This window comes from Nonomuraea sp. NPDC049129, assembly GCF_040648495.1.
In the GTDB taxonomy this organism is placed as follows: Bacteria; Actinomycetota; Actinomycetes; order Streptosporangiales; family Streptosporangiaceae; genus Nonomuraea.
Window position 1 is genome coordinate 59,055 of record NZ_JBEZDU010000032.1, and the last position, 25,589, is coordinate 84,643.

Consider the following 25,589-nt stretch of genomic DNA (forward strand, 5'->3'; position numbering starts at 1 on the left):
TGAGTGTCGAGGCCCCGGACTTCAGCCGCGGGGAGAAGGTCGTGGTCAGGGGGCGGGTGTCATTCCAGGACGCCGGCGTCGCGTAGCCGGGCGAGCTCTTCCTCGTCCATGCCGAGCAGCTCCTTCAGCACCGCGTCGGTGTGCTCACCGAGCAGTGGCGCCGGTGCCGTGAGCGCTCCGGGGGTGTCGGACATGCGGATCACGATGCCCTCGTGCCGTACCGGACCCGCGATCGGGTGATCCAGCACCGGGTAGAAGCCACGCGCGGCCAGGTGCTCGTCGCCCTCCACCAGGTCCCGCCCGGTGGCGACGACGGCGGCGGCGATGCCCAGCCCTTGCAGCTCGGCCGCCAGTGACGCGCCGTCGTGTCGCGAGCACCAGACTGCCAGGGCGTCGTCGATCTCGTCCTCGCGCCCGCGGCGCTCCTCCAGCCCGGCAGACGCCAGCGCGGCCAGCTCCGGAATTCCGGCGTGCTCGGCGAGGCGCCGCCATTCCTCGTCCCCGCGTACGGCCAGCGCGAGCCAGCGATCATCGCCACTGGTCGGATAGACGCCGTGCGGCACCATCCGCGGATGCCGATTGGGCCGCACCACGGCACACGGGTCCCCGGGCTCGGCTTCGGCGCGCGAGCCGCCGACCTCGCCTCCGGCACGCGAGTCCCCAAGCTCGGCTTCGAGTACGGCCGCTCCCATGGACGCGGCCATCGCCTCCAGCTGGGAGAGATCCACATGCCCCGCCCGACCAGCCGTGATCATGTCGAGCACGGCCAGGACGGCCGAGTTGGCGGCCACCATGTCCCCCAGCCCGAACGTCAGCCCCTGCGGGCCTTCCCCGGGATCGGCGGTCTCGCTGGTGAGCCCGGACATGGCGGCGAGCGTGTCGGCGAAGGTCACCGCGTCCCGCCACGGCCCGCTCTGCCCGACCCCGGCCATCGACACCAGGATGACGCCGGGATTCAGCTCCGCCATCTGGTCATAGGACAGGCCCCACTTGGCGAGCACGCCGGGGCTGAAGTTCTCGATGACCACGTCGCACTCGGCGACGAGCCGCCGCAGCACCTCACGGCCCGGCTCGGTACGCAGGTTGAGCGCGACGCCGCGCTTGCCCCGGTTGAAGTTGATGAAGTAGCCGCTGTCGTCGAACCCGGCGTCGGGGCGCAGCCTCATCGACGGGGCGAAGCGCGTGGGATCCTGCCGGTGCCGGGATTCGATCTTAATGATGTCCGCGCCGTGCTCCGCCAGCGTCTTGGTCGCATACGGGCCGGCGAGCACCCAGGTCAGGTCCAGAACACGGACCCCCGCCAGCGGACGTCCGGTGCCCGTCGCCGCCCGGCGGCCCCGGGGGTGCGCGGTCCGCCAGGGGGCCTCGATGGGAGCGGGAAGCGGTTCGGTGAGGCGTACCGGGCGCGGTGGCTCCGCGGCGGGGAAGGGGAAGCCCACGTCCGTGACACCGTCCGCCGGCAGGCCCTCGCCCAGGATGCGGGTGAAGAAGCCGCGCGCGACGAGCTGGGGGTTGGCGGGCAGGCGCGCTGCCGTGGCGACCTCCGCCCACGGCAGCGCCCGCGCGCGTCCTTCCTCGGCCACCGACGCGACGGAGCGTTTGGCCACGAACCTGGCCACGATCTCGTCCACGTGCTCACGGCCCCGCCAGCGGAAGACGGGATCGGACCACTTCTCCTCGGTCAGGTCCGCCGCCTCGCCCGACTCCGCCATCCAGGCGAGCAGATCCGTCCACATGCGGTCACTGCCGGAGTATCCGCCCGCGACATGACCGTCCGCGGCACGGAAGACGCGGTGCGCCACGTGCTCGTACACCCCGCCGTTACGGGAGGGGTACCGGCCGGCGTGGATCCAGGAGATGGCGGCCGTCTCCAGCGTGGCGGCCACCGCCTCCTGCACGGAGACGTCGATGAGCTGCCCCCGCCCGGTACGGTCGCGGGCGATGACGCCGAGCAGCGCCGCGATGGCCGCGTGCGCCCCCGCGAGCTGGGTTGCCTGCTCGCGGGGCGGCGGCTTGGGCTGCCCACCGGGCTGCCCGCCCAGCCAGCCCATGCCACCGGCGGCCGCGGCCACGAGATCGTCGGCTCGCCAGGCGCTCCGGGGGCCGCTCATGCCGAACGGCGTGACCACGACGTGGACGGCCTGCGGCCAGCGCGACGACACCGCGCCGGATCCCGCCCGCACGCCCGCGAGCTCTTCGAGCGGGCCACTCTCGATCACCACGTCCGCCTGCTCCACGAGCCCGTCGAGGACCTCGGCGCTCTCGGGTACGCCCACGACCCGCTTGCCCGCGTGCCAGTGCAGGGTCTCCGCGCGCGACAGCACCGCAGCGGCCGGACGTTCGACGCGTACGACGTCGGCCCCGAGCCCCACCAGCAGCCTCGCCCCGTTGAAGGCCAGCTCGTCGGTGAGGTCCAGAACCCGCAACCTGTCCGGCACACCCGCTCCTTTCAGCGGCACGTATTGACGACTCGAACGTAGAGCGCGGGATCGCCGGGGCGCGACCATCCCGGTCTGTCCAGCGGTCCGGCCGGCCATGCCGGTCTGGCCGGCGGTCCGCGATCAGGCGACCGCCGCTCCGGCCGCCCGCGCGGTCAGGCGATCCCCGCGCCGGCGTCCCACGCGTCCGGTGGCACGCCGTCGCCGCGCAGCTCACCCTTGACCACCTTCGTGGCGGCGTTGCGCGGCAGGTCGTCGAGTACGCGCACGTAACGCGGGACAGCGTGGCGCGGGAGCCGGTCGAGGCACCAGGCGTACACCTCCGGCGCGCGGACGACGGCTCCGGGCGCGACGCTCACCGCCACCAGCACCTCCTCCTCGGTCAGCTCGGAGGGAACACCCACCGCGGCCACGTCGAGGACGCCCGGCATCGCGGCCACCACCTGCTCCACGTCCCAGGTGGCGATGTTCTCGCCGCGCCGCCTGATGACGTCGGCGCGGCGGCCGGCGAAATAGAGGAAGCCGTCGTCATCGAGCCGGCCACGGTCCCCGGTCGTGAACCAGCCGTCGCGCAGCACCTTCCCCGTGGCGGCGTCGTCGCCTGCGTACCCACTGAAGATGATCGACTCCGCTCTGGGCCGCGCGGTGATCTGCCCGACCTGTCCCGCCGGAAGCGGCCGGCCGTCCTCGTCCCTGATCACCACCTCGTACTCCGGGACGGGCCGGCCGGCCGAGCCCGGCCGCCGGACACTGGCCGTGCTCACCGCTACGTCGGCGAGCTCGGTGCACGCGTACGCCTCCAGCAGCGGCACGCCGAACCGGTCATGGAAACGCCTCGTCAGGGCTTCCGGCGCCGGTCCCCCGTAGGCGCGGCGCACTTGGTGGAGACGGTCGGACTCGGTGGCCGGAGCCCGTTCGAGGATGGCCGCCACGGCGCCCATGAAGTTGAACGCCGTGACCCCCTCCCGCCGGCAGATGTCCCAGAACCGGGAGGCGGAGAAGCGCGAGTGGGCCACCAGCGTGGCGCCGGAGATCAACGCGGGCAGCAACCCCGCGTGCCTGACGTTGATGTGGTTCCAGGGGAACACGTTGAACAGCACGTCTTCTGGCTCGTACCCCATGGCCCTGGCCACCCGCCGGGCCTGCCGGACGCCGGCGAAATGTGGCAACAGCGCGCCCTTGGCCCGGCCGGTGGTGCCCGAGGTCGCCATGACGACGGCCGGATCCGCCGGTCCCGGACGCCATTCCGGCAGGCGGCGCGGCGCGGCGAGCAGGTCGTCCATGTCCACCGACCCCGCCAGCTCGGCCCGCGCCCGCTCGGTCACGAGCACCACGCGCTCCATCTCCGCGGCCAGGGCGCCGAGATCGGGATTGTCATGTACGGCGTCCGTCCCGGCGATGAGCACGCGCGCCCCCGTGGCCCCGGTGAGGTGCCGAGCCGCGGGAAGCCGGGCGTCCAGCGCCAGCGGCACCTCGACGGCCCCGATCCTGGCCAGGGCGAACATCACCTCGACCAACCGCGGACCAGGACGCAGGCACGTGACGACCCGATCGCCAGGGGACACCAGACCCGCGAGCCCGCGTGCGACGGCGGTGGCCCGCGCCCGGCACTCCTCGACGCGGAGCGACGTGCCATCCTCGAACCGCACGAGCTCCGCCTCCGGCGCGACGGCCGCGCGACGCTCCAGCACGTCGAGCATCGTCTCGGGCGAGGCCGTGACATCGTCCGCGTTTTCCATGGTCTCCCTCACGATCGGCACTATGTGAGGATGTCCCATGCCTCATCCCGGGGATGACAGCGGGTGGAGGTTTCAGGGGCGGGCCTCGACGAACGCGCGGAATTTCACGGGTGGGCCTCGACGAACGCGCGAATCAGGCCGAGCGCCGACAGGTCGTAGACCTCCTCCACCGCGTTGGCCGCCAGGTGGCAGATGCGGAAGCGGGCCGGCGGCGTGATGCCGAGCCGGGTGTTCTGCAGGTAGGTGTAGTTGATCAGGACGCGGTAGCGCAGGAAGTCCGGATCGGCGAAGACGCGGTCGTGGTAGGTCTGGCTGGAGAACATCAGCCGGTGGAAGTCGCTGAGCCTCGGGATGGCGAGTGCTTCCTGGTGGGATCCGGGGCGGATGAGTCGGCCGCGGGCGATCAGCGGTTGGGCGCGGCGGCCGTACTCGGCGATCAGAGCGGCCCATTCGCGGACGAAAGGGACGGGCACGCCGGTGGTGCCGTCGAGAGTCGCGATGACCGCGCGCACCCTGCCGGTCAGCTCCTCTCGCCTGGCTTGGTAGGCCCGTTCGAAGCCGGCCCGTATGGCGTCGGGGTCGGCGCAGCGGGCCAGGAAGCCTTCGGCGTGGGAGCGGTAGGAGACGAAGCTGCGGGTGATCGGGCCCATGGCTGTGTGGGAGGTGGCCAGCATCAGCGCCATGGCCAGCCCCTCCTTGGTGTCCCGGCCCGAACGGACATGTCGCAACGTGTCGAGCAGCAGCGGGGTGCTGTCAGAGTAGAAGTCGGCCAGCAGGTCGGCGGCGTCCTCGTCCAGGGCCTGGTGACGGGCGTCGTAGGGGGCGTTGTGGAGGGAGTTGTCGGGATACCAGGGGGTGAGCGGGCCGGGGTCCTTCTCCTGTTCGGCGAGCACCCGGTGCTGGGCGAGCAGCGCACGCTGGTCGAGGACCGCGGTGGAGGGGTGCGCGCGCAGGTAGGAGCCGATGATTTCGTCGATGGCCTGCCGTACGGTGTCCGCCCAGGTGGCGGGGTCGGTCTTGACGTTCAGCCGCAGGTGGGGACCCCGGCGCCAGTGCCGTAGCACGTTGACGGCCTCGACGGTGCCGCTCAAGTGGCGCAACAGCGGGCCGACGGCGTCCAGCAGCAGGTCGTCCTGGCCTGGCACGTCGTGGTAGGAGATGTGGACGCTGTGCCAGCGGGACGGCTGGAGGGGGGTCATGGCGAATTCACCTCTCGTGAAGTGCGGCCAGGGTGCGCAAGGTCAGCAGGGCCAGGCGGTTTTCGGCGGCGGGGGTGATGCCCAGCCGGTTGTGCAGCAGATGCGTGCAGCGCAACAGGATGTACGGGACGGCAGGGGCCGTGAGGCTTGGGGGCTCCGGTGCGCCGGCCAGGAAGGCCGCCGGTGATCCCGGGTCGGCCGGGTCGGGCAGGGCGGCGCCGAGGTTGGTCAGGCGGTCGCGCAGGGTACGGATGGAGGACGACCAAGCTGCCAGCGGCCCTGAGACCGGCCGGTTCCACAGCCGCCGGGTCTGCCGCAGCAGGCCGTCGGCCTCGCTCCGGAAGACCTCTTCCACGTCAGGTGGCACCGGAGTGGCCCCGAGCCGCAGCGCGAAGGCCTGTGCCGCGGCCTGCGGGTCGGGGAGGCAGGCGGCCATGGTGAGGGTGTAGGCGGCCAAGCCGATCGCCGCCCGCCGCCCTTGATCGGGACCGGTGGCGAGGATCCCGCACGCCAGGCGGCTGGAGTCGGTGAAATGCTCCTCCACGGCCGCGATACAGGCTCCCTCGCCGTAGACGTCGTGCTCGGGCAGGTAGGCGATGAACTCCACCGAGTCGTTGGGGTACAGGCGGTCGTCGTGCTCGGCCCGGCGTTCGGCGTGGGCAAGGCGGGCCGCCAGCGCCTGGTAGTCGACGGCAGGAAGGCCACGCGCCGACGGATGCTCGGCGAAGTAGGCATCGGCCCGCCGCCGGATCAGGCCGCGAATCCGCCCGGCGTCGGCGCCACCCCGCGGTTTCACCCTGAGCCGCAGGTGGGGGCCACCCTCCCAGTAGCGCAGGAAGAAGAACCCGGACAGCTCCGCGCGCAGCTCTCCCTCCAGGGGCGCGATCACCTGCGCGATCAGGTCGTCGAAGGACCCCGCATGGAAAAGGTGGGCGCTGATCCACCCCGGCACCATGCCAGGTTCCACGGGAGTGGTCATGGGTCCTCTCCCGTGGCGGTGAGCTGGAACATATACTCGGTGACACGCGTCCCGTCGTCGCCGTAGCGCGGGTTGTCCGCGAGGTCGGGCAGCACCTCCTCCAGCACCACCAGATCGCCGGGGTCGCTCGCGGCGCGGGCCAGGTCGAACAGCAGGAAGCAGTTGGCCACGTCCACGTACAGCGGCTTGCGTGCCTTGGTGAAAAAGCCCTTCGCCCTGTCCGCGGGGATGACCCGGGCGAAGAACCGGCGCGGGATGCCGTGCTCGGCAAGCCAACGGGCGAACCGCACCAGGTAGGCCGCCTCGCTCTCCCCCTTCCCGGGGGTGGGCAGCTCCCCGGCGGGCAGCCGCCAGTGGGCGCGGGCCAGCGTGACCCGCCCCACCTCCAACCGCGGCCACCGCCACCCACCACTCTCCTGGCCGCCGCCCTCCTGGCTGCCACCCAGCCGTCGGCCGGGCGGCAGGGCCACCGGTGGCTCACCGAAAACGCGCACCAGAAACGAGTACGCGGGAGGCAGCAGATAGGGGGCGAGCAGCCCCAGATGCATCGGACGTACCTCGGAACCGTCCGCATCGCGCAGCACGACCAGCTGACGCTCGGCCTCGTAGGCGACCCGCAGTTCCGCCGGTGTCAGGGCGTCCGGGCTGTCGTCCGTGGTGAAGGGATAGTCGATCGCCCGCCCCACCGCCGGCCGCAGATTGAGACTGGTACCGAACGCCCCCAGGCACTCATCCACCTCGTGGCGGTCGAGCGCGGAGATCTCGTAGCGGTCCGGCGCGGAGATCTCGTGGCGGTCCAGCACGGAGATCCCGTCGGTGACCCGCGCCAGCAGGTGATGCAGGCGGCCCAGCCCCCTGCCGTACCCGCAGGCGATGGTGTTGACCACCAAGCCCGGCCCCTGCGGCGTGGTCAGCGCCTGGCCGTAACAGCAGATGGAGCGGGGCGCGCGAACATAGCGCGGCCAACCGGCGGCGAGCTTGCGCACCAGCGCGGGATCGACCCGGATCGCCCCCGACGGGTCCTCGCCTGTGGCCCGCAGCGTCCGCCACGTCTGGCGGCGCAGCTCGGCGAGTGCGGGCGCGCCGTCCCCGGAGTTCCCGCCCGGCGGCGGGTGCAGCAGGGCTCGCAGTTCGGCGGCCTGGTGGGCCTGCCGGTAGAACCTCAGGAACGGTACCGACGCGGACGGCCCGTATTTCTCCCGGAACAGAGCGGTGGCTGCCAGCTTGACCGGCAGGTCCATGTCCAGCAGCCCCAGCAGCTCGCGTACGGCGTCCAGATCGTCGAACACCGCCCGCCACCGCTCCTTGCCGCATCGGGTCACGCCGCCGATCAACAGGGTCGTCTCCGGACTCGGGGTGACGAGTCCCACTGGCCCCTCCCCCAGGCTCAGGCCCCGCGCCTGCTCGTCGATCTGCTGGGCCCGGTGGGCGCGTTCGGCCGCACAGGTCAGTTCGGGGTAGGTGGCCACCGCCTCCTCGAGCCGCCGCAGCGCGCCGGCGGCGGGATGGCCGGCGGGCAGCCAGGCGATCAGCTCGCCGAGGGGGTCGCCGGACTGGTCGGCGTAGGGACGCCGCCGTTCCAGCAGCCCCGCCTCCAGCAGGACCGCCACGACCCGCGCCACCTGCCCGTCGTGTCCGAAGCGAGCACGCAGCGCCTGCTCGGTCGGGTACGTCGCGGTACGGACGGCGTCCAGCACAGCGCGTACGGCGTCGACGGCCGGGACTCTTCTGATCGGCTCGCTCGGACCAGCGCCGAGGAACCAGATCCGGCCCTCGTCCTCTGTAGCCGAGGGATTGACCCGCAGCCGTACCCGGTCGATCAGCTCGGGCCGGTCGGCGAGCGCCTGCCAGATCCGTTCGACGACGAACGGGTGCAGCTCGGCCACACCCCGACGTACCAGACGTTGAGCGGGAACCACCGCTGGTCCGTGCTCCGTCCAGTGGCCGAACCCGGCGGCCGTGAAGGTCGCGTACGGGCTGGTCTTGGCCGCCACCCGGGCCACATAGCGGGTCAGCCGCAGAAGCGTCTGCCGCCCAGGTACGGCGTCCGCCTGGCCGGCCAGCCACTTGTCCAGCTCGGCCGACAGCACCGGGCTGCTCTGGGCCAGGCCCTGGCGGAAGGCGTCGGCGGCGACGACCTCGCGCAGCCGCGTCGTCTTCTCGCGCCGCTCCGCCGCCAGCACGCCGGGCAGCGCGCCCTCCAGCGCGCCGCGCCGCTCCAGATGGTCCAGCCACGCCGTGATCCGCTTGTCAAGGCCATCCGGCAGTGCCCGGAGCACCTCCTCCGATCGGGTACGAGCTTGCGGAGTACGCGTGCTGAACAGCGCCCGGCGCAGCGCGACCAGCAGCGGTTTGAGGTCGGGCCGAGCATTGTCGCCGATCACCTCGTGCAGTGCCTCGGACAGGGCCGCGCCCTCGCTCGCCACCATGGCCGAGGTTCCCAGCAGTTCGTCGACGAGCGACCAGGTGCGGGTGAAGCGCAGGTCCTCCAGGTCGCCGACCGCCATCCCCGCCACTCGAACCCCGAACACCGGCGAGAGAACCGAGCGAGCCTCGCCCTGGTCCGCGTGACTGCTCTGGGGCATGCGCATCACCTTTCGAGCCGTTCAAGCTGGCCGGGCCGTGCGGGACGTTCCCGGCTTTCGCGACGGCGGAGCGGTGTGCCCGCGCCCTCGGGCTCGGGCACACCTGATCAGGACGTGATCTCGGTCAGATCTCGTCGGACGGGAGGGCCAGGCAGCTACCGCCGCCGCAGAAACAGCCGAACGACGCGGCGTTCTCGGTCATGCCGTGGCCCGTGGTGAGGAACTCGATGGAGTCGGCGGGCAGCACCTCGATGCTGTCCACCACCAGACCGTCAAGGTCGAGCTGGATTTTGTCGGACATGGTTTTCCTTTCTCCCTTCATATGGGGGATGGATGGCACCCACGCTTGTCGTAGGTGTGGTGCCGTCGCCTGAGCCGACGCCGTCCACCGCCGGGGCGGGGAGACGCCGGATGAGCGACGGGCCTGCGGGGGGCCTGCCGAGCAGCAGGAAGCTCAACGCCTGCCTGCGACTGCCCGTCAGACCGAGTGCCGCCTCAGTGGCGGGGGTGGTGCCGTCGGAGTGGATGCGTGAGGTGAGACCGAGCGCGGCGGCGGCCAGCGTGGCGCGGTGGACGGCCAGGCCCGTCTCGGCCTGCTGGAGGCGGTACCAGCGGTCACCGAACCACCGGACGCCACCCAGCGGGTCGCCCACCGGAACGAGTACCGCCGCCGCACTCCGCAGACTGACGCGGGTGTTGGGCGCCAGCGGTCCGCCGGTGATCCGTGCGGCGGGCTCGGCGGCGATCCGTAGCAGGGCCCGCCGTTCGGCGTCGTACTGGTAGGCCCCCACCGGCAGGCCCTGGACACGCAGCGCGAGCACGTACAGCGTGATCGTCGGCGAGATGCTGGACAGGTCGCCGGGGTAGGTGGCGGAGGCGGCGGCGAGGATCTGAGCGAGCGTCTGGGGGCTGATCGGCTCGGGCCGGTATCCGATGATGGGCGAGGCCCGGTGGGGAATGCCGTCGGCGAGCCGTATGGGGGTGATGTCCGGCAGCGAGAACTCTTCTTCTCCTCCTCCTGGCGGCGCAGTGGGCTCGGGATCAGCGGGACAGACATCGGAGGCCGAGGCGCTGGAACAGGCGACGATGGGCTCGGGATCGGCAGGTTCGCAGGCCAAGGCCGTGGTCCGAGTGGCGACGGGCTCGGGACTGGCGAGACCGCCATCGCGCACCGACGTGGTGGTCCGAGTGGCGGCATGTAGAGCGGCCAGGTAGGGCAGCCGGTCGTTGATCGGCGGCGGGTCCACAGGCCGGGGGGCGAGACCATCAGCTGTGGGCCGACGCCGGGAATGGGCGGGCCGGGGGGCGAGATCATCAGCTGGGGACCGACGCGGGGGGTGGGCGGCGTCGTCCTGCCGTACCGGCTCATGGGGGGTGCCTGTGAGAGTGAGCACGGCCAGCACGCTCTCCGCGGCGGTGTCCAGACCAAGCAGCCGGTCAGCCGCAGCGTCGTCGAACAGCAGGTGGACCGATGCCCCCAGGCTCAGCTTCTCGGCCAGCGCGAGGGCCTGGGCGGCTAGGGCCCCGATCTCCTGACATTGCAGGCGATACGCGAAATCGCCGTACTTGAACCCGGTACGCCAAAAGACGGCGGACAGCACGAGCACCAGATCGGGTGGCTCGGGAGGGGGCGCGGCGAGCAGGCCGGTGAGTGCCTGGCGGTGGTCGCCGAGGTGCAGCGTCTCCAGGGCGTGATGCACCGGGTCGTAGTGGAACAAGCCGCTGGGCAGACCGGGACCGCCCCCGGCGAGGTAGCCCTCGATCGGATAGAGCCCGCCGCCAGAGGGCGCCGGACGGCCCACGGTGATCCTCGGCGCTCCCTCGACCTGCCGCCCCTGCTCGTCGACCGGATGAATCCAGTCGGCGCGGACCAGGCCGAGCAGGTCGCGCAGCAATTCGCCGACCGGGCCGGAGGGCAGTGGGAGGCGGGTGGCACCGAAGTAGCGTTTGTACCGCGCCGGGGCGGCGCTCCAGTCGGCCTCGCCTGGCGCGCGACCCCGCAGGGCCTCCAGATAGGTGCGGATCGCCGCGCCCGCCGCGTCCATGGCGGTCGTCATGGGAACGGGTGGGGGTCGGGGTTGAGCTCGCCGGGGCACAGGTCGCGGTCCCGATAGCCGAGCAGGCGAGGCAGCGACAGCAGACGGGGCAAACCGTGGGTACGGCGGAAGCGGTGGCCGAAGGTCATCGACGCGGTGCCGGGCACCAGCACCTTCGCGCAGGCGAAGCCGCCCGCGCGCTGCTCGGGACCGGTGGTGTCGACGGCGATCACGTCCAGCCCGGTCGCCAGATAGCGGCCGACCAGCTCGGCGAGGTCACCGGCCAAGTCGTCTCTGGTGGGCCAGGTCTTCCCAGCGATCGGCAGGCGCGGCCCGTCGGCGGGCAGAAACGTCAGCCGACGGAAGGCGTCGGGATGCCCGTAGAGCAGGGCGTGGTCGTCCATTTCGCGTACTCGGTCGGGCGCGGCCAGCAAGCACGCGGCCTGCTCGGCGTCGTAGCGGCGCGCCAGACCCTCGATGCCGGGTCCGAGTTCGGCCAGCGCCGAGGCCAGGGCATGCTCGGGGTCGGGGTGGGCGGCGGCGGCGCACATCGTGTACGGCCGGCCGGGGCCGGCGACCCGGTCCACCGCCATCGTCCAGAAGGCCGGGACGCCCTGCTCCAGGGTGATGTCGAAGGCCATCACCTCGTAACCGAGGTCGTGGCGGATCCGAGCGGCGGTCATCGGGATGCTCCGGTCCGCAGCCGAGTCCAGGTCAACTCGCGGGGCGGGCAAGCGGGCGTACCAAGTGGCCAGGAACGCGTCCCGTTCGGCGACCTCCAGCAGGCCGTGGAAGACCGCTTCGGCCAGGCAGCCGCCGATCGCGCATCCATTGGAGCACTCATAGGCGAATCCGGGATCGCCCTCGGGCCGTGGGCCGTAGTAGGCGTAGCTCTCCGGCACGAGGAGCGGCTCGGCACGGGCGAAGGAGTAGCCCCATACCCAGGCTGTCGGCCGTACCGGGTCGAAGCGGACGAAGGGGAAGTCCGGCCGGCCGTACCACTCGTCCGGGAACAGGCCCAGCGTGCGCGGATCCAGGGCTCGATCGGCCACCTCCGCGTATGGGGCGTGGACGGCGGTGCGGCGGCCTCGGGGGCGCAGGCCCGCGTGACGTTCGAGCGCCTCGGCCATCGCGGTGAGCCGCGCCGAGGCGAAGTCGCGGGATCGGCCGTAGCCGTGATTGCTGTCGTGGCGGGCGATGACCGGGCGCAGGTGGGCGACGGCCGTGGCGCTGCCAAGCGCCGTCCCCGTTGCCAGGGATTGGATCAAGCCGGTCTCGGCGTCCACGTACAGCCGCTCCAGCTCCGCCTGACGCCCGGTCAGGCTCCGTAGCCGGAAGACGTACGGGTCGGATTTGGGTGACGGGCCGAAGGCCGGGACACGAGGGCGATCCTCCGGCAGGTCGGCGCAGTCCGGACAGAGCGGGTCGGGCAGCACGGAATGCCGGGTGAGCAGTCCGGTCTCGATGGAGATCCGCAACAGCGCCCGATCGGTACGCGCGGAGGCCGGATCGCGGTGCAACCGGTCGGCTTCGGCCGCCACCAGCGCCCCGACCGCGGCGGCCAGCAAGGGCGTCACCAAGGCGCATGGCCGGGCGACCAGCTCCTGACCGTACTGCTCTCGCAGCGCGCGACGGGCCCTCGCGTCCGCCCGGTTGCTCGCGCGGCGGCGCTCGGCGCAGAGGGGGCAGCCCGGTCGCGGCGGCCGGGCGGCCGGGCCGATCAGCACCCAGCCGGTATCTGTCCGTACGGGCAGCCAGGGAATACGCGCGGCGACGGCCTGCCGGTAGACGCGCTGGTAGTGGCGGGTGTCGTCGGCATCGTGGGCCGTCACGAGCACGTCCGGCGTGCCGATGTCGTAGGTGGCCTCTGTCAGTGGAGCGCCCGGCAGCGGAGCATCCGGCAGTGGGACGTCCGGCCGTGAGACGTCCGACAGCCAGGCATCCGTCGATGGAGCATCCGTCGACCGGGCGTCTGTGAGAGGGGCGTGGTTTGGGATGGGCGGCTGCGGCAGCGCCGACCCGATGGCGTCGCGCAGGCGGCCGGACCCCAGCAGAGCCACTCGCAGCGGCGCAGTGCGGTGTTCCCCTGTCGGCAGGAGGCTGGCCAGTACAGGGTGCGACTCACCGGTCGGCGCCGGGTCGGCCGGCGCGTCAGTCATCACACAGCACCACTCGCACCACGTACGGCAACAGTTCGACCGCGGCCGCGTCCTGGTGCATGGGCACCACCACCGGCACGTGCCCGGCCGCCTGCAGCGCCTCCGCGAGGAGCTTCCACTCTGGCGGCTCCTCGCCCGCCCACCACGACGGCACCGGGTCGCCGTAGGCCGGTTGGCGCGCGGTGCGCGCCTGCCAGGCCAGCAGCGCGCGCTCGACCGCGTCCCGCAACGCCAGCACCGGTGTGGAGGCGCAGGCCATCGAGATCGCGGATCCGCAGGCCACCGCATAGGCGGGGATCTGGAGCACACCGGTGAGGTCGCGGATCTCAAGTCGCTCCCCCGCAGTCCGCAGCAGTGCGAGCAGGTAGGCGACCTCGGCGTCCGCGACATCGTCCGGCGATACGCGAGCACCGACCGTGACATGGGTGTCCGGCAACACCTCGGTACGCGACCACTCCCCAGTCGTGGAGTCCGTGTCCAGCAGCATTTCGGCATGCGAACGCAGCCCAGCCGCCAGCGCGGCCGACCACGACAATCCCGCGCCCACCCCGATCGGCGGTCGGCCAGCGGCGGAGAAGACGGGCGCAGGCACCCGGCGTGTGCGGCCGGTGAGCGGCTCAAAACCCCACATTTCGGCGTTCTCGGCGGTCAGGACGCCGTACGTCGCACAGGCGGCCAGCAGGGCGCGCACCCGCGCGGTTCGCCGATCCCGGCCCCAGCCGACAACTCGCGGCGCGGGCGCCCAGCTGGGCAAGATCCGGCGCGGGTCGGAGACGACGGCCCGGCACACCGACACCGGGACCTGGACCAGGTCTTCCTCATCCAAGGTCCCCAGCAGCCCGGTGCGGGGGTCCACATACCGCGTCGCCCGTTCGAGCAACTCCTCCGGCGAAATCGGCTCGGCCGCCTGGAGTCGCTCGACCGTCGCGCGCAACCCGTCAGCGTCGCCACCCTCTACGCCGAGCGCCGAAACCACCCTGCCGTCGCGGTACGGAACAGCGGACGTCCATGGCACCACCCGATGACGGCACATCTCCAGCGTGTGCAGGTCCACCCGGGTAGCCGTTGCGTGCCCCTGCTGCCCCTCCGCCAAGCCGGTGAGGCGGGCGAAGCACGACAGGGCAGGCTGCGCGACCAGCACCGCCGGGACCGGACCGGCGAGCAGGTCTGTGCCGTCGTCGTGCTCATCGTGGTATGGCAGACCGCCCAGACGGAGCCAGCAGGAGACGGCCGAGGCCGCTGGGCCGGGGCCGACGATCCATGCCTCGGTGGGGCGGAGCAGGATCTGGCCCAGCGAAACGCCCGCCGGGCACGCTTGAGCCGTCGCGAGCAGGTCGGCCGTCTCCGTGCCAATCTGAAAGACCACGTCGGCGTCGGCCCACAGCGGTGGGGCGGGGTCCACGCGTACCCGCTGCGCCTCGTCCCGCCGAGCCCGTGCCGCGGCCTGCTCCAGCTTGGCGGCCTCCTCGGCGGGGGCCGCCACGCGGACCTGCCGCCAGCCGGAGACCAGGCCCGCTTCCAGCAGGGCGAGCAGCACCGGGCCGTGCCCGGCCAGGGTGACGCGCGCCTCGCGTAGCCGCTCGAACCGTCGCTCGGCCGAGGCCAAACGGTAGCGGATGAAGGCGATCTCGGCGGCGTAGATCCGCCGCTCGCACTCGCTCAGGCCGTGCGGCTCCTCATCCGCCGCATCGACGACGAATCCCTGACCGGCCAGCGTCTCGACCAGGCGCACGACCATCAGGCGGCGGTCGGCGGGAAGCGCTGCGGTCAGCTCGGTCAGGCTGTGTTCGCCGGTCAGGTAGGGGGCGAGCTTCTTGAGCAGTTCGTACGCCTGTGCGCCTTTCAGCGTGCATGCCCCGTGGTCGGCATGGATGTACGCGCCCTCGTCACAGGGCACGTAGCGGACGTCGTCCCGCAGCCGTGGTCGCACGCCATCTCCTGATGCCCATCAACTTTGCCCATGCAAAGAGTAATCCAATGACTACTGATAGTCATCAGTTGAGGTAATGGAGTATCCGGCGGACCTAAAAAGAGCAGGCGGTCAGGCGTCCAGCCCCTTGCGCAAGAGCGCCCATGCCCGTGCGGCGGCGACTCGGCGGGCAGGTGCCGGCCGCTGGACGAGGGCCGCCGCGAGCATGCCGACGGCCATGACCAGGTCCTCGGGGGTGAGGTCCGGACGGATCCGCCCAGCGCGCTGGGCTTCGGCGAGCTTGTCCGTCAGCAGGTCCGCCACGCGGTCGCGCACCGCGATGAGGCGGGGGTCCGCGGGGGGCACGCGCACCATGTCGATGAACGCGGTCGAGGCGATGGCCTGCTCGGTGATCAAGGCCAGTACGTCGTCGAGCGTGGCGCCCGGTTCGGCGGCCAGCGCCTCCAGCGCGGTCACCCCCTCCTCGAACACGGCGAGCGCGAGACTGACGCGGTCGGGGAAGTGCCGGTACAGGCTGCCCTGGCCGACGCCGGCCGTGCGGGCGACCATGCTGAGCGGCGCGTCGTAGCCCGCGGTGGCGAACACGTCGCGGGCCGCCGCGATCAGCGCCGCGCGGTTCCCGGCCGCGGCGCCGGGTCCTCTGTTCATCCGGCGTACGTCAGGCATGGCAGCAACGATAGCAACCGGACATCAGAGTCCGAATGTTCGACTTCATGCACGCGCTCCTCTCGACACATATCAGGCCCAACGGTTACGTTGTCACCGGACACGATTGTCCGGTTATAGCCTGCCACCGCTTGCCTTATCGAAAGGACCATCTCTTTGAGCACCTTTGACAACAAGGTCGCCCTGGTCACCGGAGCGGGCTCCGGGATCGGCCAGGCCATGGCGGTCGCCTTCGCCAAGGCCGGCGCCCGCGTCGTGGCCTGCGACATCGACTCCGGCAGCGCCGAGCGGACCGCCTCCGACCTCGGTGACGCGGCGATCGGCGTGGCGGCCGACATCTCCGACGAAGCCTCGGTGGCCGCGCTGGTCGAGAGCGCGATCAGCGCGTACGGGCGCATCGACGTGCTGTGCAACAACGCCGGGATCATGGACACCATGGCGTTGCCCGCCGACATCCCGCTCTCACTGTGGGAGCGGGTGCTGCGCGTCAACCTGACCGGCACGTTCCTGGTCACGCACGCGGTGCTGCCGTACATGCTGAGCCAGAACAGCGGCGCGATCGTCAACACCGCTTCCGAGGCCGGCATCCGCGGCGGCACGGCCGGGGCCGCCTACACCGCCTCCAAGCATGGCGTGGTCGGCCTGACCAAGAGCGTGGCCTGGGCGTACGCCAAGAGCGGCATCCGCTGCAACGCCATCCTGCCCGGCCCCACCATGACCGGCATCGCGACGAACACCACCTTCGACCCGGCCGGCGCCGCCCGCCTCGCCCCCGTGCTCGCTCTGGGCGAGAGCATGGCCAAGCCGGAGCAGATGGCCGACGCCGCCCTCTTCCTCGCCTCCGACGCCGCCTCGTTCATCAACGGCGCGATCGTCCCGGTGGACGGCGGCTGGTCGGCCGGCTGAGCGAGCGCCGGTCAGGGCATCTTCGGATCCAGGAGGATCTCAGCCCGCCACCGTCATGGCCGGTGTGCGGGTCAGAAGGCGGGTTGTGGGCGCGGGCGCTCGCTCAGCGTCGTGCGGATCCGGCTGCAGGAGCCGTCGAGATGGGCGGTGAGCGCGGCCAGCGCGGCGTCGACGTCGCCCGAGCGGACGACGTCCCTCAGGACGACGTGGTCGTCGGCGACGCCGGCCAGGTCCCGGTCGGTGTTGGTGATCTCCATCACCGCCGCGAACAGCGGCCGGTGCAGCGCCCAGGTGGCGGTGAGCCAGCGGTTGCCGCCGAGCGTGTAGAACCCGCTGTGGAAGTCGAGGTCGGCGGCGGCGAACTTGGCGGGATCGGCGGGGTCGGCCGCGATTCGCATCTGGTCGAGAGCCTCGTCGATCTGTCCCCAGTCGGCGGTCTCAAGGCGGACGATCGCCTCCCGGATGGCCAGGCTCTCCAGGGCGCCGCGCAGCGAGTAAAGCTCCAGGAGGTCCTTGTCGGACAGCCCGCGGACGAAGACGCCCCGCTTGCGCGTCTCGACCAGCCCTTCGATCTCCAGCTGGCGCAGCGCGTCGCGGACCGGCCCGCGGCTCACCCCGAAGCGCTCCGCGATCCTGCCTTCGACCAGATGCGTGCCCACACCCAGCTCGCCGCGCACGATGAGCGAGCGGAGCTGGACGAGTAGCTGATCTCCGAGCGGGGGGTTGCGCAACGGATTGATGATCGTCACCGGCTCTCCTCCCATGTTGTCCCACCCGGACGGAGACTATCGTTGCTTGCTGTAGACGGTAAATGTTACCCGTTAACGGTTAACTGTTCCCGGGGACAGCGAAAAACCTAGAAGCCGAGCCAGGGACCGAAGACCGCGCCGAAGCAGCCCATCCCGGCGGTCCAGCCCAGGGCGGTGGCCCGGCTCTCCGTGGGGAAGCGCCCGGCGACCGCCCCTGGCGTCGGAGCTGCCGGGCCCACGCCCCATGCGCCCCTGTATGAGCTGATTTCGGTATCTTGCGTAGTTCAGGACCGACCGAAACCACCCGCTACAGAAGGGACGGCACGTGCTCGACGATGCCGGTCTCCAGGCGCTCCGCGAGGCGGCCCGCCTATCCCCGGACAACCTTCCCCTGCGGCAGCACCTGGCCGGGCAGCTCCTGGCCAAGGGGTATCTCGGCGAGGCCGAGGCCGAATACCGCGCCGCGCTCGTGCTCGCGCCCAAGGACGCGGGCATCATGGCCGGGCTGGCGGAGGCGTTCGTCCGGCAGAGCGCCTACGGCGCCGCGCTGGCCGCGCTCGAGCCGTTGCTGGCCTCGCCCGGCTACCCGCCCAAGGTGGGCGTGCTGGCGGCTCGGGCGCTGCTCGGCGAGGGGGACACGGCGCGGGCGGGCTACCGCTACCACGAGGCGGTCTCCCGCGATCCGTCCGTGGGAGACGCCGACCTGGCCGCCCGGCTGTCGGCCCCGCCGACCCCGACGTATGGGACAACGCCACCGCCCGCCCCACCGGCACCGCCCGCCTCGCCGTACGGGGCATCGGCACCTTCCGGGCAGTCCTATGCCGCACCGGTACCTCCCACTGGACCGGCTTACGCCACACCGGCGCCGACGCCGGTGGACGGGGCCACTGCCGAGGTCGAGCGCTCCAAGCTCAACTTCGCCGACGTGGCCGGCATGGAGGCGGTCAAGGAGTCGCTGCGCGTCAAGCTCCTGCTGCCCATCCAGCAGCCGGATCTGTTCGCCGCCTACGGCAAGCGCGCCGGCGGCGGAGTGCTGCTGTACGGCCCGCCGGGAGCGGGTAAGACGCACCTGGCCAGGGCCGCCGCCGGAGAGCTCGGCGCGTCGTTCGTTAACGTGGGCCTGGCCGACATCCTGGACATGTACATCGGCTCCAGCGAGCGCAACCTGCGGGCCACCTTCGAGCTGGCCCGGCGCAACCGGCCGTGCGTGCTGTTCTTCGACGAGGTCGACGCGCTGGCCGCCCGCCGCTCGGACATGCGCCAGGCGCACACGCGGCAGCTGGTCAACCAGTTCCTGGCCGAGCTCGACGGCGTGGACCAGAACGCCAACGAGGGGGTCCTGGTGCTGGCGGCCACGAACGCCCCCTGGTACGTGGACGTGGCGTTCCGCCGTCCTGGCCGGTTGGACCAGCCGGTGTTCGTCCCGCCGCCCGACCCGGCGGCCCGCGCGGCCATCCTGCGCCTGCTGTGCCGCGACAAGCCCCTGGCCGAGATGGACTTCGACGCGGTCGCGCGGGTCACCGACCATTTCGTCGGCGCCGATCTGAAGGGCGTGGTGGACCGGGCGGTGGAGGTCAAGCTCCAGCAGTCGATCAGCGCGGGCCGTCCCATCCCGCTGTCGACGCCCGATCTGCTGGCCGCGGCTCAGAGCGTACGGCCGACCGCGGTTCGCGAATGGATGGCCACCGCGCGCAACTACGTGATGCACTCCAACGACTCCGGCGCCTGGGACGAGCTGCTGCCCTGGGTCAAAGCCAAGTGGTGACCACCGCAGATCCGGTACAGCGGGCGCGGACCCTGCTGGGGATGCGCCGTCCGGCCGAGGCCGAGCGGGAGCTGCGCGGCGCGCTCGCCCAGGATCCGCAGCACATCACCGCGCACTCCTTCCTGGCGCTCGCCCTCGCCCAGCAGGGCGTCGTGGCCGAGGCGGTCGAGGAGGCGCATGAGGCGATCCGGCTGGCGCCCGACCAGTGGCTCACGCACTACGTGGCCGGACAGGTGCATCAGCTCGCCCGCCGCCCCGACGAGGCGATGGCCGCGCTCCACGTGGCCCTTGAGCTCGAGCCCGAGTACGCCCCGATCTGGGAACTGCTGGCCCGCGTCCACGTGTCCAAGAGTCAGTGGCTCCAGGCGGCCGAGGCGGCGCGGCGCGGGCTGGCCATCGACCCGCAGGAATCCGACCTGGTGAGCCTGCTGGCGGTGGCGCTCACCGAGCTCGGGGAGGCGGAGCAGGCCACGGCCGCCGCCGCGCACGCCGTGGGGCTGGACCCGGAGAGCGCCATCGCGCACCTGGCGTACGGCCGGGCGGCGCTGGCCTTCGGCGATCCCCGGCGGGCGGCGGACGCCTTCCGCGAGGTGCTCCGCCTCGACCCCGGCTTCGACCAGGCCAGGGATCTCCTGGTGACGGCGCTGAAGCAGCGCAATCCGCTCTACCGGCGGCTCGCGCGGCTGCGGGGCGGGTTCCGTGGCGGCCGGCTGGTGTTCCTGCTGCCCGCGGTCCCGCCGCTCATCGTGGTCTTCATCATCATCGCGGTCCTGCACTGGGCGGCGTGGGTCGCCGAGGCGTGGACCACGCTGCGGCTGGCCCGCGCCAAGGCCACCCGGCTGCTCTTCGAGGGCGCCGAGGCCCGCGTGGCCGTGCTGTGCTGCGGTCTGGTGGCCGTGGGCGCGGCGGTGCTCGTGCTGGGCGTGGCGCTCGGCCAGGACACGGTCGGCACCGCGGGCGTGGCCGTCATGGCCCTGGTCACCGCGGTACAGGAAGCCGTACATACCGGCTCGGCGCGCGGACGGGCGATCCTGTACGGCTGGACGGTCCTGCTCGTCGTGGCCATCGTCACGGCGACGATCCTGGCCGCGACGGGCGTGGCGCTGCTGAGCGTGTACGCCGGGCTGGCCACGATCTGGGTGGCGGCAGGCGTACGGCGCGTACTCGGCCACCACGGCTAGGCGTACGGCGCACACGCGGCCACCACGGCTAGCGGTTCGCCGCCGCCTCGGCCACCACAGCCAGCACTACTCCCGCAGGGCGGAGCTGAGCCCGGTGATGGCGGTGATCAGGTTGTCCCCCAGCCGCCGCCAAGACCGCTCGGCGGTTCCAGGGTCGGCCTGGCGGTCGGCCAAATCGGCTTCCAGCTCGGCGCTCATGTGGACGATGAGCTGCCGGATCATCGCGCCCCGCTGCGCGGAGAGCTCAGGGTCGGCGGCCCGCCCGGGCGGCTGGCCCAGCTCTTCCAGGCGGCGGAACGACGGCATGTTCAGATGCGCCTGGATCGTGTATTCGCGCAGGCTGGGCTCCACGACGGCCTGGGCGAGGAACCGGCCGTACCAGGACGGCGTGCCCACGTCGATGTGATGCTCGATGCTCGGCAGGACGAGGCAGGTGGCCCAGTCTCGCAGGGACATCTCGCCCGACTCGCCCAGCGCGGCCACCATCGCGACGCGGTGCTTCTCGATCGCGGCCATGTGCCGGGCCAGGATCGCGTGGATGAGCTCGTCACGGGTGCTGAAGTGGTATTGCACCACCGACTTGTTGCGCTGGCCCGCCGCCTCGCCGATCTTCCTGATCGACACGTTCGCGAACCCGTGCTCCGCGTAGAGCCGCTCCGCGGTGTGCATCAGCTTGTCCCTGGCGAGCGCGGAGCGGGGCGAGATCGAGGCGGCCGTCTCGGAGAGCGTCATGTTGCACTGACCTTCATGACCGTTGCCTGACCTCGCTCTGGTTCACCGCGCTCTGGTCGCGGTCCCTGCCTCCACCGGGGCCAGATTACCCGTATCGCGGCCGCTCGGGATGAACGCGGCGATCAGGAAGGCGGCCAGCGCCGCGCCGCCGCCGATGAGCATGGCGACCCGGAAGCCGGTGAGGGACGGCAGTTCGGCGGGGCCGAAGCGGATGACCATGTTGGCCAGGACGACCGAGATCACCGCGCTGGAGGTGGAGGTGCCGATCGAGCGCATGAGGGCGTTCAGGCCGTTGGCCGCGCCGGTCTCCGACGCCGGGACGGCCGACATGATCAGCGCGGGCATGGCGGCGTACGCGATGCCGACCCCGGCGCTGATGACGCAGGTGAACACGACGATCTGCCAGACCCCGCTCATGAGCACGATGCCCAGGAAGTAGCCGACGGCGATCACCAGCGAGCCCGTCATCAGCGACACCTTTGGACCCCGCGCGGCCGACAGCCGCGCCGCGAGCGGCGAGGTGGCCATCATCACCAGGCCGCCCGGCGCCATGCACAGGCCGATCACGAGCAACGACTGGCCGAGGCCGTATCCCGTGGCCGCCGGCATCGCCAGCACCTGGGGCAGCACCAGCGACATCGCGAACATCGAGAAGCCGACCGTGATGGAGGCCAGATTCGTCACCAGCACCCGGCGGCGGGCGGTGATCCGCAGGTCCACCAGGGGCCGCCGCGCGCGGAGCTCCCACACACCCCACAGCAGCAGGATGACCGCGGCGGCGGCGAACAGCCCCAGAACGGTGCCGCTGGTCCAGCCCCAGTCGCCGCCCTTGGAGATGGCCAGCAGCAGGCACACCAGTCCGGCCGTCAACCCGACCGCGCCCAGCACGTCGAAGCGGCCACCGGTGCGCAGCGGCGACTCCGGCACGATGGCCAGCACCAGTCCGGCCACCACGGCGCCGAGCGCCGCCGAGACCCAGAACAGCACGTGCCAGCCGATGTGCTCGGCGAGCAGCGCGGCGCTCGGCAGGCCCAGCGCGCCGCCGACGCCCAGCGAGGAGCTCATCAGCCCGATCGCCGAGCCGAGCTTCTCGGGGGGCAGTTCGTCACGCATGATGCTGATGCCCAGCGGGATGACACCGGCGGCCGCGCCCTGGAGTGCCCGGCCCACGATCATCGGGGCCAGCGAGTTGCTGAGCGCGCAGACGACCGACCCGGTCACCAGCAGCCCGAGGCAGAGCACGAGGATCAGCCGCTTGCCGTACATGTCCCCCAGCCCTCCGAACACCGGGGTGGCCACGGCGCCGGCCAGCAGAGTGGCGGTGATGGCCCAGGAGGTGTTCGACGGGGTGGCGTGCAGCAGGGTCGGCAGCTGCGGGACCAACGGGATGACCAAGGTCTGCATGAGCGCGACCACGATGCCGGCGAACGCCAGCACCGCCACTGTCAGGCCGCCGCGTGGCGCCCGCACCTCGGTCCCAGGGACCAGCGTCGTCATCGACGTCCTGTCTCGATCGTTGCGATATGGGGCTCTATGACCACTCCCCCTTGTGCGCCGCGCTCACGCCCGCACCCACTTTCGGGTACGCGAAGATCGCGCGGCGGCCATCCCAACCGTAAGGCGATCGCCTCAATCGAGTCAAGCAGTTGACTTAATCAAGGCGATCCCTCTACGGTGCTCCCACGACCGTGCGGAGGTAATGGTGACCACGACCAAGCCCGAGCGTGGCGGCGAGACCCGTGAGCTGCTCGTGACGACGGCCGAGCGGCTGTTCGCCGAGCACGGGGTGGCGGCGGTGTCCAACCGCCAGGTCAGCGAGGCGGCGGGGCAGGCCAACAACTCCGCGGTCGGCTACCACATCGGCACGAAGACCGATCTCGTACTCGCGATCGTCCGCCGGCACGCCGAGCCGATGGAGCGGCGGCGCGCCGAGATGCTCACGACGATCACGGATTCGGCCGGCCTGCACGAGTGGATCGCCTGCCTCGTACGCCCCGTCACCGAACACATAGCCGATCTGGGCACCCCAACGTGGTACGCCCGGTTCGCCGCCCAGGTCACCACCGACCCCGCCTTCCGCAAGCTCGTCACCGACGAGACGATCACGTCCTCGTCGCTGCGGCAGACCCTCGACGGGATCTCCCGGCTCGTACCCGACCTGCCCGAGCAGGTACGACAGGAGCGCAAGGACATGATCCGGCACCTGCTGGTGCACATGTGCGCCGAGCGGGAACGCGCGCTGCACGAGGGCACGGCCACCCCGCACGCGACCTGGGACGCCGCCGCGACGGGGATGATCGACGCGATCACCGGCCTGTGGCTGGCCCCGGTCAGCGCCACTCCCTGATGGGCGGATGTCACTCCAGGAGGCGGATGGCCGAGGCGGGGCAGCCCGCGGCCGCGACGCGCACCGCCTCATGCTGCTCCGGCGGGGGCGCCTCGACCAGCACGACGACGACACCGTCCTCCTCGCGCTGGTCGAAGACCTGGTCGGCGGTCATCACGCACATCCCGCTGGCGCAACACAGGTCCTGGTCGGCGATCACCTTCATGACGGACCCTCCACCTACCACGTGACCCAGACGTCCTGCAGCCCGCCGGAGAGCCCTCCGGTACGGAGCTTGAGCTCGTCTGGGGCATCCCGCAGCCGCAGGCTCGGCAGCCGCTGGGCCAGCGTGCCCAGCACGACCTGAAGCTCCATCCTGGCCAGGGGCTGGCCGATGCAGAAGTGCGGCCCCGCGCCGAAGGTGAGGTGCTGGTTGGCCTGCCGGCGCGGGTCGAACCGCTCGGGGTCGGGGAACTTGCGCGGGTCCCGGTTGGCGGAGGGCGCGCTGGGGATCAGCGTCGTCCCCGCGGGCACCGTCACGCCGCTCAGCTCGACGTCCTCGGTGATGAACCTGGGCACGCCGATCGCCGAGAGCGTGCTGTCCATGCGGAGGACCTCCTCGACCGTGCCCTGGATCAGCTCGGGGTCGTCGATCACCGCCTCGAAGCGCTCCCGCTCGGAGAGCACCATCGCCGCCATGATGGCGATCATGTTCGACGTGGTCTCGTGCCCGGCCAGCAGCAGCCCGCGCACGGTGGCGATCAGCTCGGCGTGGCTGAGGCGGCCGTCCTCGCTGTCGGTGATCTGCGTCAGCTCGCTGAGCAGGTCGTCGCCCGGGTTGGCCCGGTTGCGGTCGATCAGGTCGGAGACGTAGGCGTTGAACTCCTCGTACGCCTGGTCGACCTCCTCCTGGGTGTTACGCGTCAGGGTCAGCATGGTGCGCGACCAGTGGGCGAACTTGTCCTGGTCCTCGCTGGGCGCGCCGACCAGCGCGCAGATGACGCGCACCGGAAGCGGCAGTCCCAGCCCGGCCGACAGGTTCGCCGGGGAGCCCTTGGCCACGAGGCCGTCCACCAGGTCGTCGGTCATCGCCTGGATCCTGGGGCGCCACACCTCCATCCGCCGGACCGTGAACCAGCGGCTGAGCAGCCGCCGCCATCGCAGGTGCCCCTCCCCCTCGCTGATGTTCTCGCTGCCCATCCGGCGCCGGCTGAACAGGCCGCCGTCCTTCGTGGTGGACATGCGGGCGGCGCCCTCACGGGCGAGGTTGCGGCTGAACCGCGGGTCCGAGATCACCGCACGGGCGTCGTCATACCGGGTCACCAGCCCGGCCACGTCGCCGCTGGGCAGCCGGACGTGCGCGACAGGGCACTGCTCGCGCAGCTCCGCCAGCTCCGCGGGCGGCTCCAGAGCCGTGGCCCGGGTGAAGGGATAGTCAGGAATCGCCTCAGCAGTCATCGTGCCCTCCAGTTCGGGAACCTGATCGCACTCACCTTAAGTCGGCTGCTTTATTAAGGCAACCTCCTTGAAATGGCCCTCGGATGCCCTTCCGGGCCGCCTTTGGTGCATAACGGGCTTGGCGGTCGGCGGGTGGTGCGGCTGACCGGCGACGGGCGACCGTCGGGCGCGGGGCCGTCGCGGAGCGTCGCGTGGGAGCTAGGCTCAATAGATCGGAAATGTGGGAGAGAAGGGACCCGATCATCGTCAACGACTACTTTCCCTCGTCCGAGGGCCCGCGGCGATCGGCGCGCCGGCGCGTGACGGAGGCGGCGATCCTCAGCAGCCACGACCAGAGCCGGGCCGACATCGCCCAGTGGACCTGCCCGCACGGGCAGCACGCCGGGCACGGCTGCGTCACCTGCTACGAGGTCTCGGCCGACGCCGATCCGGCGTTGCCGTTGTGGGAGGTCGCGGTCTGGTTCACCTCGGCGCGGCCGATCCCGATCAGGACCCTGCACGACGTACACCGCCACGGCCGCCGCTTCGCGCTGGACCAGCCGTCGACCCCCCTGGTCTACCTGCTGAGCGGGCAGATACGCGCCGAACTGGGCGCGGAGGCGGTGGCGGGCATGGTCGGGTTCCTGCTGCAGAACCAGCACATCGTCGACGAGTTCATCGTCACGGAGATCCGCGCCGTCCACTCCTGACGCCCGAATGGGTAGGGGACTACTCAGGTGCGGCGCCCCATTCCTCCTCACT

Annotated in this window: 21 protein-coding genes; 5 read left to right on the forward strand and 16 right to left on the reverse strand. The window is 71.7% G+C overall.

The window, feature by feature from the left end:
* Window positions 1-59: 59 nt before the first annotated feature.
* From AB0B64_RS52520 to AB0B64_RS52565, 10 genes are all read right to left on the reverse strand, one after another.
* Window positions 60-2,438, reverse strand: coding sequence for a CoA transferase (locus AB0B64_RS52520; protein WP_358199540.1), 2,379 nt, complete (start codon window positions 2,436-2,438; stop codon window positions 60-62).
* 155 nt (window positions 2,439-2,593) lie between these two features.
* A complete protein-coding gene (locus AB0B64_RS52525) occupies window positions 2,594-4,189 on the reverse strand; it encodes an AMP-binding protein (protein WP_358199549.1) in 1,596 nt (531 codons plus the stop codon).
* Between the two features lie 92 nt (window positions 4,190-4,281).
* Window positions 4,282-5,376: a thiopeptide maturation pyridine synthase gene (locus tag AB0B64_RS52530; RefSeq protein ID WP_358199563.1), complete on the reverse strand. Its 1,095-nt coding sequence runs from the start codon at window positions 5,374-5,376 to the stop codon at window positions 4,282-4,284.
* A 7-nt stretch (window positions 5,377-5,383) separates the two neighbouring features.
* Window positions 5,384-6,355 (reverse strand): lantibiotic dehydratase C-terminal domain-containing protein, encoded by a 972-nt coding sequence (locus tag AB0B64_RS52535; protein WP_358199580.1) that lies wholly within the window; start codon window positions 6,353-6,355, stop codon window positions 5,384-5,386.
* Window positions 6,352-8,940 carry a lantibiotic dehydratase gene (locus AB0B64_RS52540; protein WP_358199601.1) on the reverse strand — a complete coding sequence of 863 codons (2,589 nt, stop codon included), beginning with the start codon at window positions 8,938-8,940 and terminating at the stop codon, window positions 6,352-6,354. The genes AB0B64_RS52535 and AB0B64_RS52540 overlap by 4 nt, the downstream gene beginning before the upstream one ends.
* Window positions 8,941-9,064: 124 nt before the next feature.
* Window positions 9,065-9,241, reverse strand: a complete 177-nt coding sequence (locus AB0B64_RS52545) for a thiomuracin/GE37468 family thiazolyl RiPP peptide (protein WP_357952127.1) — start codon at window positions 9,239-9,241, stop codon at window positions 9,065-9,067.
* Window positions 9,213-10,997 carry a SagB family peptide dehydrogenase gene (locus AB0B64_RS52550; protein WP_358199623.1) on the reverse strand — a complete coding sequence of 595 codons (1,785 nt, stop codon included), beginning with the start codon at window positions 10,995-10,997 and terminating at the stop codon, window positions 9,213-9,215. Before AB0B64_RS52550 ends, AB0B64_RS52545 begins: the two co-directional genes overlap by 29 nt.
* A complete protein-coding gene (locus AB0B64_RS52555) occupies window positions 10,994-13,135 on the reverse strand; it encodes a TOMM precursor leader peptide-binding protein (RefSeq protein WP_358199637.1) in 2,142 nt (713 codons plus the stop codon). The genes AB0B64_RS52550 and AB0B64_RS52555 overlap by 4 nt, the downstream gene beginning before the upstream one ends.
* Window positions 13,128-15,065: a hypothetical protein gene (locus tag AB0B64_RS52560; RefSeq protein ID WP_358199643.1), complete on the reverse strand. Its 1,938-nt coding sequence runs from the start codon at window positions 15,063-15,065 to the stop codon at window positions 13,128-13,130. Before AB0B64_RS52560 ends, AB0B64_RS52555 begins: the two co-directional genes overlap by 8 nt.
* A 111-nt stretch (window positions 15,066-15,176) precedes the next feature.
* Entirely contained in the window at window positions 15,177-15,731 is a 555-nt protein-coding gene (locus AB0B64_RS52565; RefSeq protein ID WP_357952123.1) for a helix-turn-helix domain-containing protein, read from the reverse strand.
* A 156-nt stretch (window positions 15,732-15,887) separates the two neighbouring features.
* Between AB0B64_RS52565 and AB0B64_RS52570 the strand changes: the two genes are divergently transcribed.
* A complete protein-coding gene (locus AB0B64_RS52570) occupies window positions 15,888-16,637 on the forward strand; it encodes a glucose 1-dehydrogenase (protein WP_357952122.1) in 750 nt (249 codons plus the stop codon).
* 71 nt (window positions 16,638-16,708) lie between these two features.
* Here AB0B64_RS52570 and AB0B64_RS52575 read toward each other — a convergent pair whose 3' ends face one another.
* Together AB0B64_RS52575 and AB0B64_RS52580 are read right to left on the reverse strand one after the other, a co-directional pair.
* On the reverse strand, window positions 16,709-17,386 hold the full coding sequence (locus tag AB0B64_RS52575; protein WP_357952121.1) for a GntR family transcriptional regulator: 678 nt from the start codon (window positions 17,384-17,386) through the stop codon (window positions 16,709-16,711).
* Between the two features lie 107 nt (window positions 17,387-17,493).
* Complete coding sequence (locus AB0B64_RS52580) at window positions 17,494-17,625, reverse strand: hypothetical protein (protein WP_358199664.1); 132 nt, start codon at window positions 17,623-17,625, stop codon at window positions 17,494-17,496.
* Between the two features lie 86 nt (window positions 17,626-17,711).
* Here AB0B64_RS52580 and AB0B64_RS52585 point away from each other — a divergent pair, with 86 nt between their 5' ends.
* Window positions 17,712-19,151, forward strand: a complete 1,440-nt coding sequence (locus AB0B64_RS52585; RefSeq protein ID WP_358199675.1) for an ATP-binding protein — start codon at window positions 17,712-17,714, stop codon at window positions 19,149-19,151.
* Complete coding sequence (locus AB0B64_RS52590; protein WP_358199685.1) at window positions 19,148-20,332, forward strand: tetratricopeptide repeat protein; 1,185 nt, start codon at window positions 19,148-19,150, stop codon at window positions 20,330-20,332. Before AB0B64_RS52585 ends, AB0B64_RS52590 begins: the two co-directional genes overlap by 4 nt.
* 66 nt (window positions 20,333-20,398) lie before the next feature.
* On the opposite strand, the gene AB0B64_RS52595 is transcribed toward AB0B64_RS52590, so the two are convergent.
* Window positions 20,399-21,064 (reverse strand): helix-turn-helix domain-containing protein, encoded by a 666-nt coding sequence (locus tag AB0B64_RS52595; protein WP_357952118.1) that lies wholly within the window; start codon window positions 21,062-21,064, stop codon window positions 20,399-20,401.
* Between the two features lie 42 nt (window positions 21,065-21,106).
* Complete coding sequence (locus tag AB0B64_RS52600; RefSeq protein ID WP_358199707.1) at window positions 21,107-22,561, reverse strand: MFS transporter; 1,455 nt, start codon at window positions 22,559-22,561, stop codon at window positions 21,107-21,109.
* Between the two features lie 202 nt (window positions 22,562-22,763).
* On the opposite strand from AB0B64_RS52600, the gene AB0B64_RS52605 reads away from it, so the two are divergent.
* Window positions 22,764-23,411 carry a TetR/AcrR family transcriptional regulator gene (locus AB0B64_RS52605; RefSeq protein ID WP_357952116.1) on the forward strand — a complete coding sequence of 216 codons (648 nt, stop codon included), beginning with the start codon at window positions 22,764-22,766 and terminating at the stop codon, window positions 23,409-23,411.
* 10 nt (window positions 23,412-23,421) lie between these two features.
* Here AB0B64_RS52605 and AB0B64_RS52610 read toward each other — a convergent pair whose 3' ends face one another.
* Window positions 23,422-23,616: a ferredoxin gene (locus AB0B64_RS52610; RefSeq protein WP_357952115.1), complete on the reverse strand. Its 195-nt coding sequence runs from the start codon at window positions 23,614-23,616 to the stop codon at window positions 23,422-23,424.
* Between the two features lie 14 nt (window positions 23,617-23,630).
* Window positions 23,631-24,848 (reverse strand): cytochrome P450, encoded by a 1,218-nt coding sequence (locus AB0B64_RS52615; RefSeq protein ID WP_357952114.1) that lies wholly within the window; start codon window positions 24,846-24,848, stop codon window positions 23,631-23,633.
* A gap of 218 nt (window positions 24,849-25,066) precedes the next feature.
* On the opposite strand from AB0B64_RS52615, the gene AB0B64_RS52620 reads away from it, so the two are divergent.
* Window positions 25,067-25,537 carry a hypothetical protein gene (locus tag AB0B64_RS52620; RefSeq protein WP_357952113.1) on the forward strand — a complete coding sequence of 157 codons (471 nt, stop codon included), beginning with the start codon at window positions 25,067-25,069 and terminating at the stop codon, window positions 25,535-25,537.
* Window positions 25,538-25,589: the final 52 nt, after the last annotated feature.

What these genes read in the sequence shown, in the direction of transcription:
- AB0B64_RS52540 (WP_358199601.1), bottom strand. Translation starts at nt 8,940, where the DNA reads ATGCCCCAGAGCAGTCACGCGGACCAGGGCGAGGCTCGCTCGGTTCTC.
- AB0B64_RS52565 (WP_357952123.1), bottom strand. Translation starts at nt 15,731, where the DNA reads ATGCCTGACGTACGCCGGATGAACAGAGGACCCGGCGCCGCGGCCGGG.
- AB0B64_RS52545 (WP_357952127.1), bottom strand. Translation starts at nt 9,241, where the DNA reads ATGTCCGACAAAATCCAGCTCGACCTTGACGGTCTGGTGGTGGACAGC.
- AB0B64_RS52600 (WP_358199707.1), bottom strand. Translation starts at nt 22,561, where the DNA reads ATGACGACGCTGGTCCCTGGGACCGAGGTGCGGGCGCCACGCGGCGGC.
- AB0B64_RS52535 (WP_358199580.1), bottom strand. Translation starts at nt 6,355, where the DNA reads ATGACCACTCCCGTGGAACCTGGCATGGTGCCGGGGTGGATCAGCGCC.
- AB0B64_RS52555 (WP_358199637.1), bottom strand. Translation starts at nt 13,135, where the DNA reads ATGACTGACGCGCCGGCCGACCCGGCGCCGACCGGTGAGTCGCACCCT.
- AB0B64_RS52550 (WP_358199623.1), bottom strand. Translation starts at nt 10,997, where the DNA reads ATGACGACCGCCATGGACGCGGCGGGCGCGGCGATCCGCACCTATCTG.
- AB0B64_RS52595 (WP_357952118.1), bottom strand. Translation starts at nt 21,064, where the DNA reads ATGACGCTCTCCGAGACGGCCGCCTCGATCTCGCCCCGCTCCGCGCTC.
- AB0B64_RS52615 (WP_357952114.1), bottom strand. Translation starts at nt 24,848, where the DNA reads ATGACTGCTGAGGCGATTCCTGACTATCCCTTCACCCGGGCCACGGCT.
- AB0B64_RS52610 (WP_357952115.1), bottom strand. Translation starts at nt 23,616, where the DNA reads ATGAAGGTGATCGCCGACCAGGACCTGTGTTGCGCCAGCGGGATGTGC.
- AB0B64_RS52530 (WP_358199563.1), bottom strand. Translation starts at nt 5,376, where the DNA reads ATGACCCCCCTCCAGCCGTCCCGCTGGCACAGCGTCCACATCTCCTAC.
- AB0B64_RS52620 (WP_357952113.1), top strand. Translation starts at nt 25,067, where the DNA reads ATGTGGGAGAGAAGGGACCCGATCATCGTCAACGACTACTTTCCCTCG.
- AB0B64_RS52605 (WP_357952116.1), top strand. Translation starts at nt 22,764, where the DNA reads ATGGTGACCACGACCAAGCCCGAGCGTGGCGGCGAGACCCGTGAGCTG.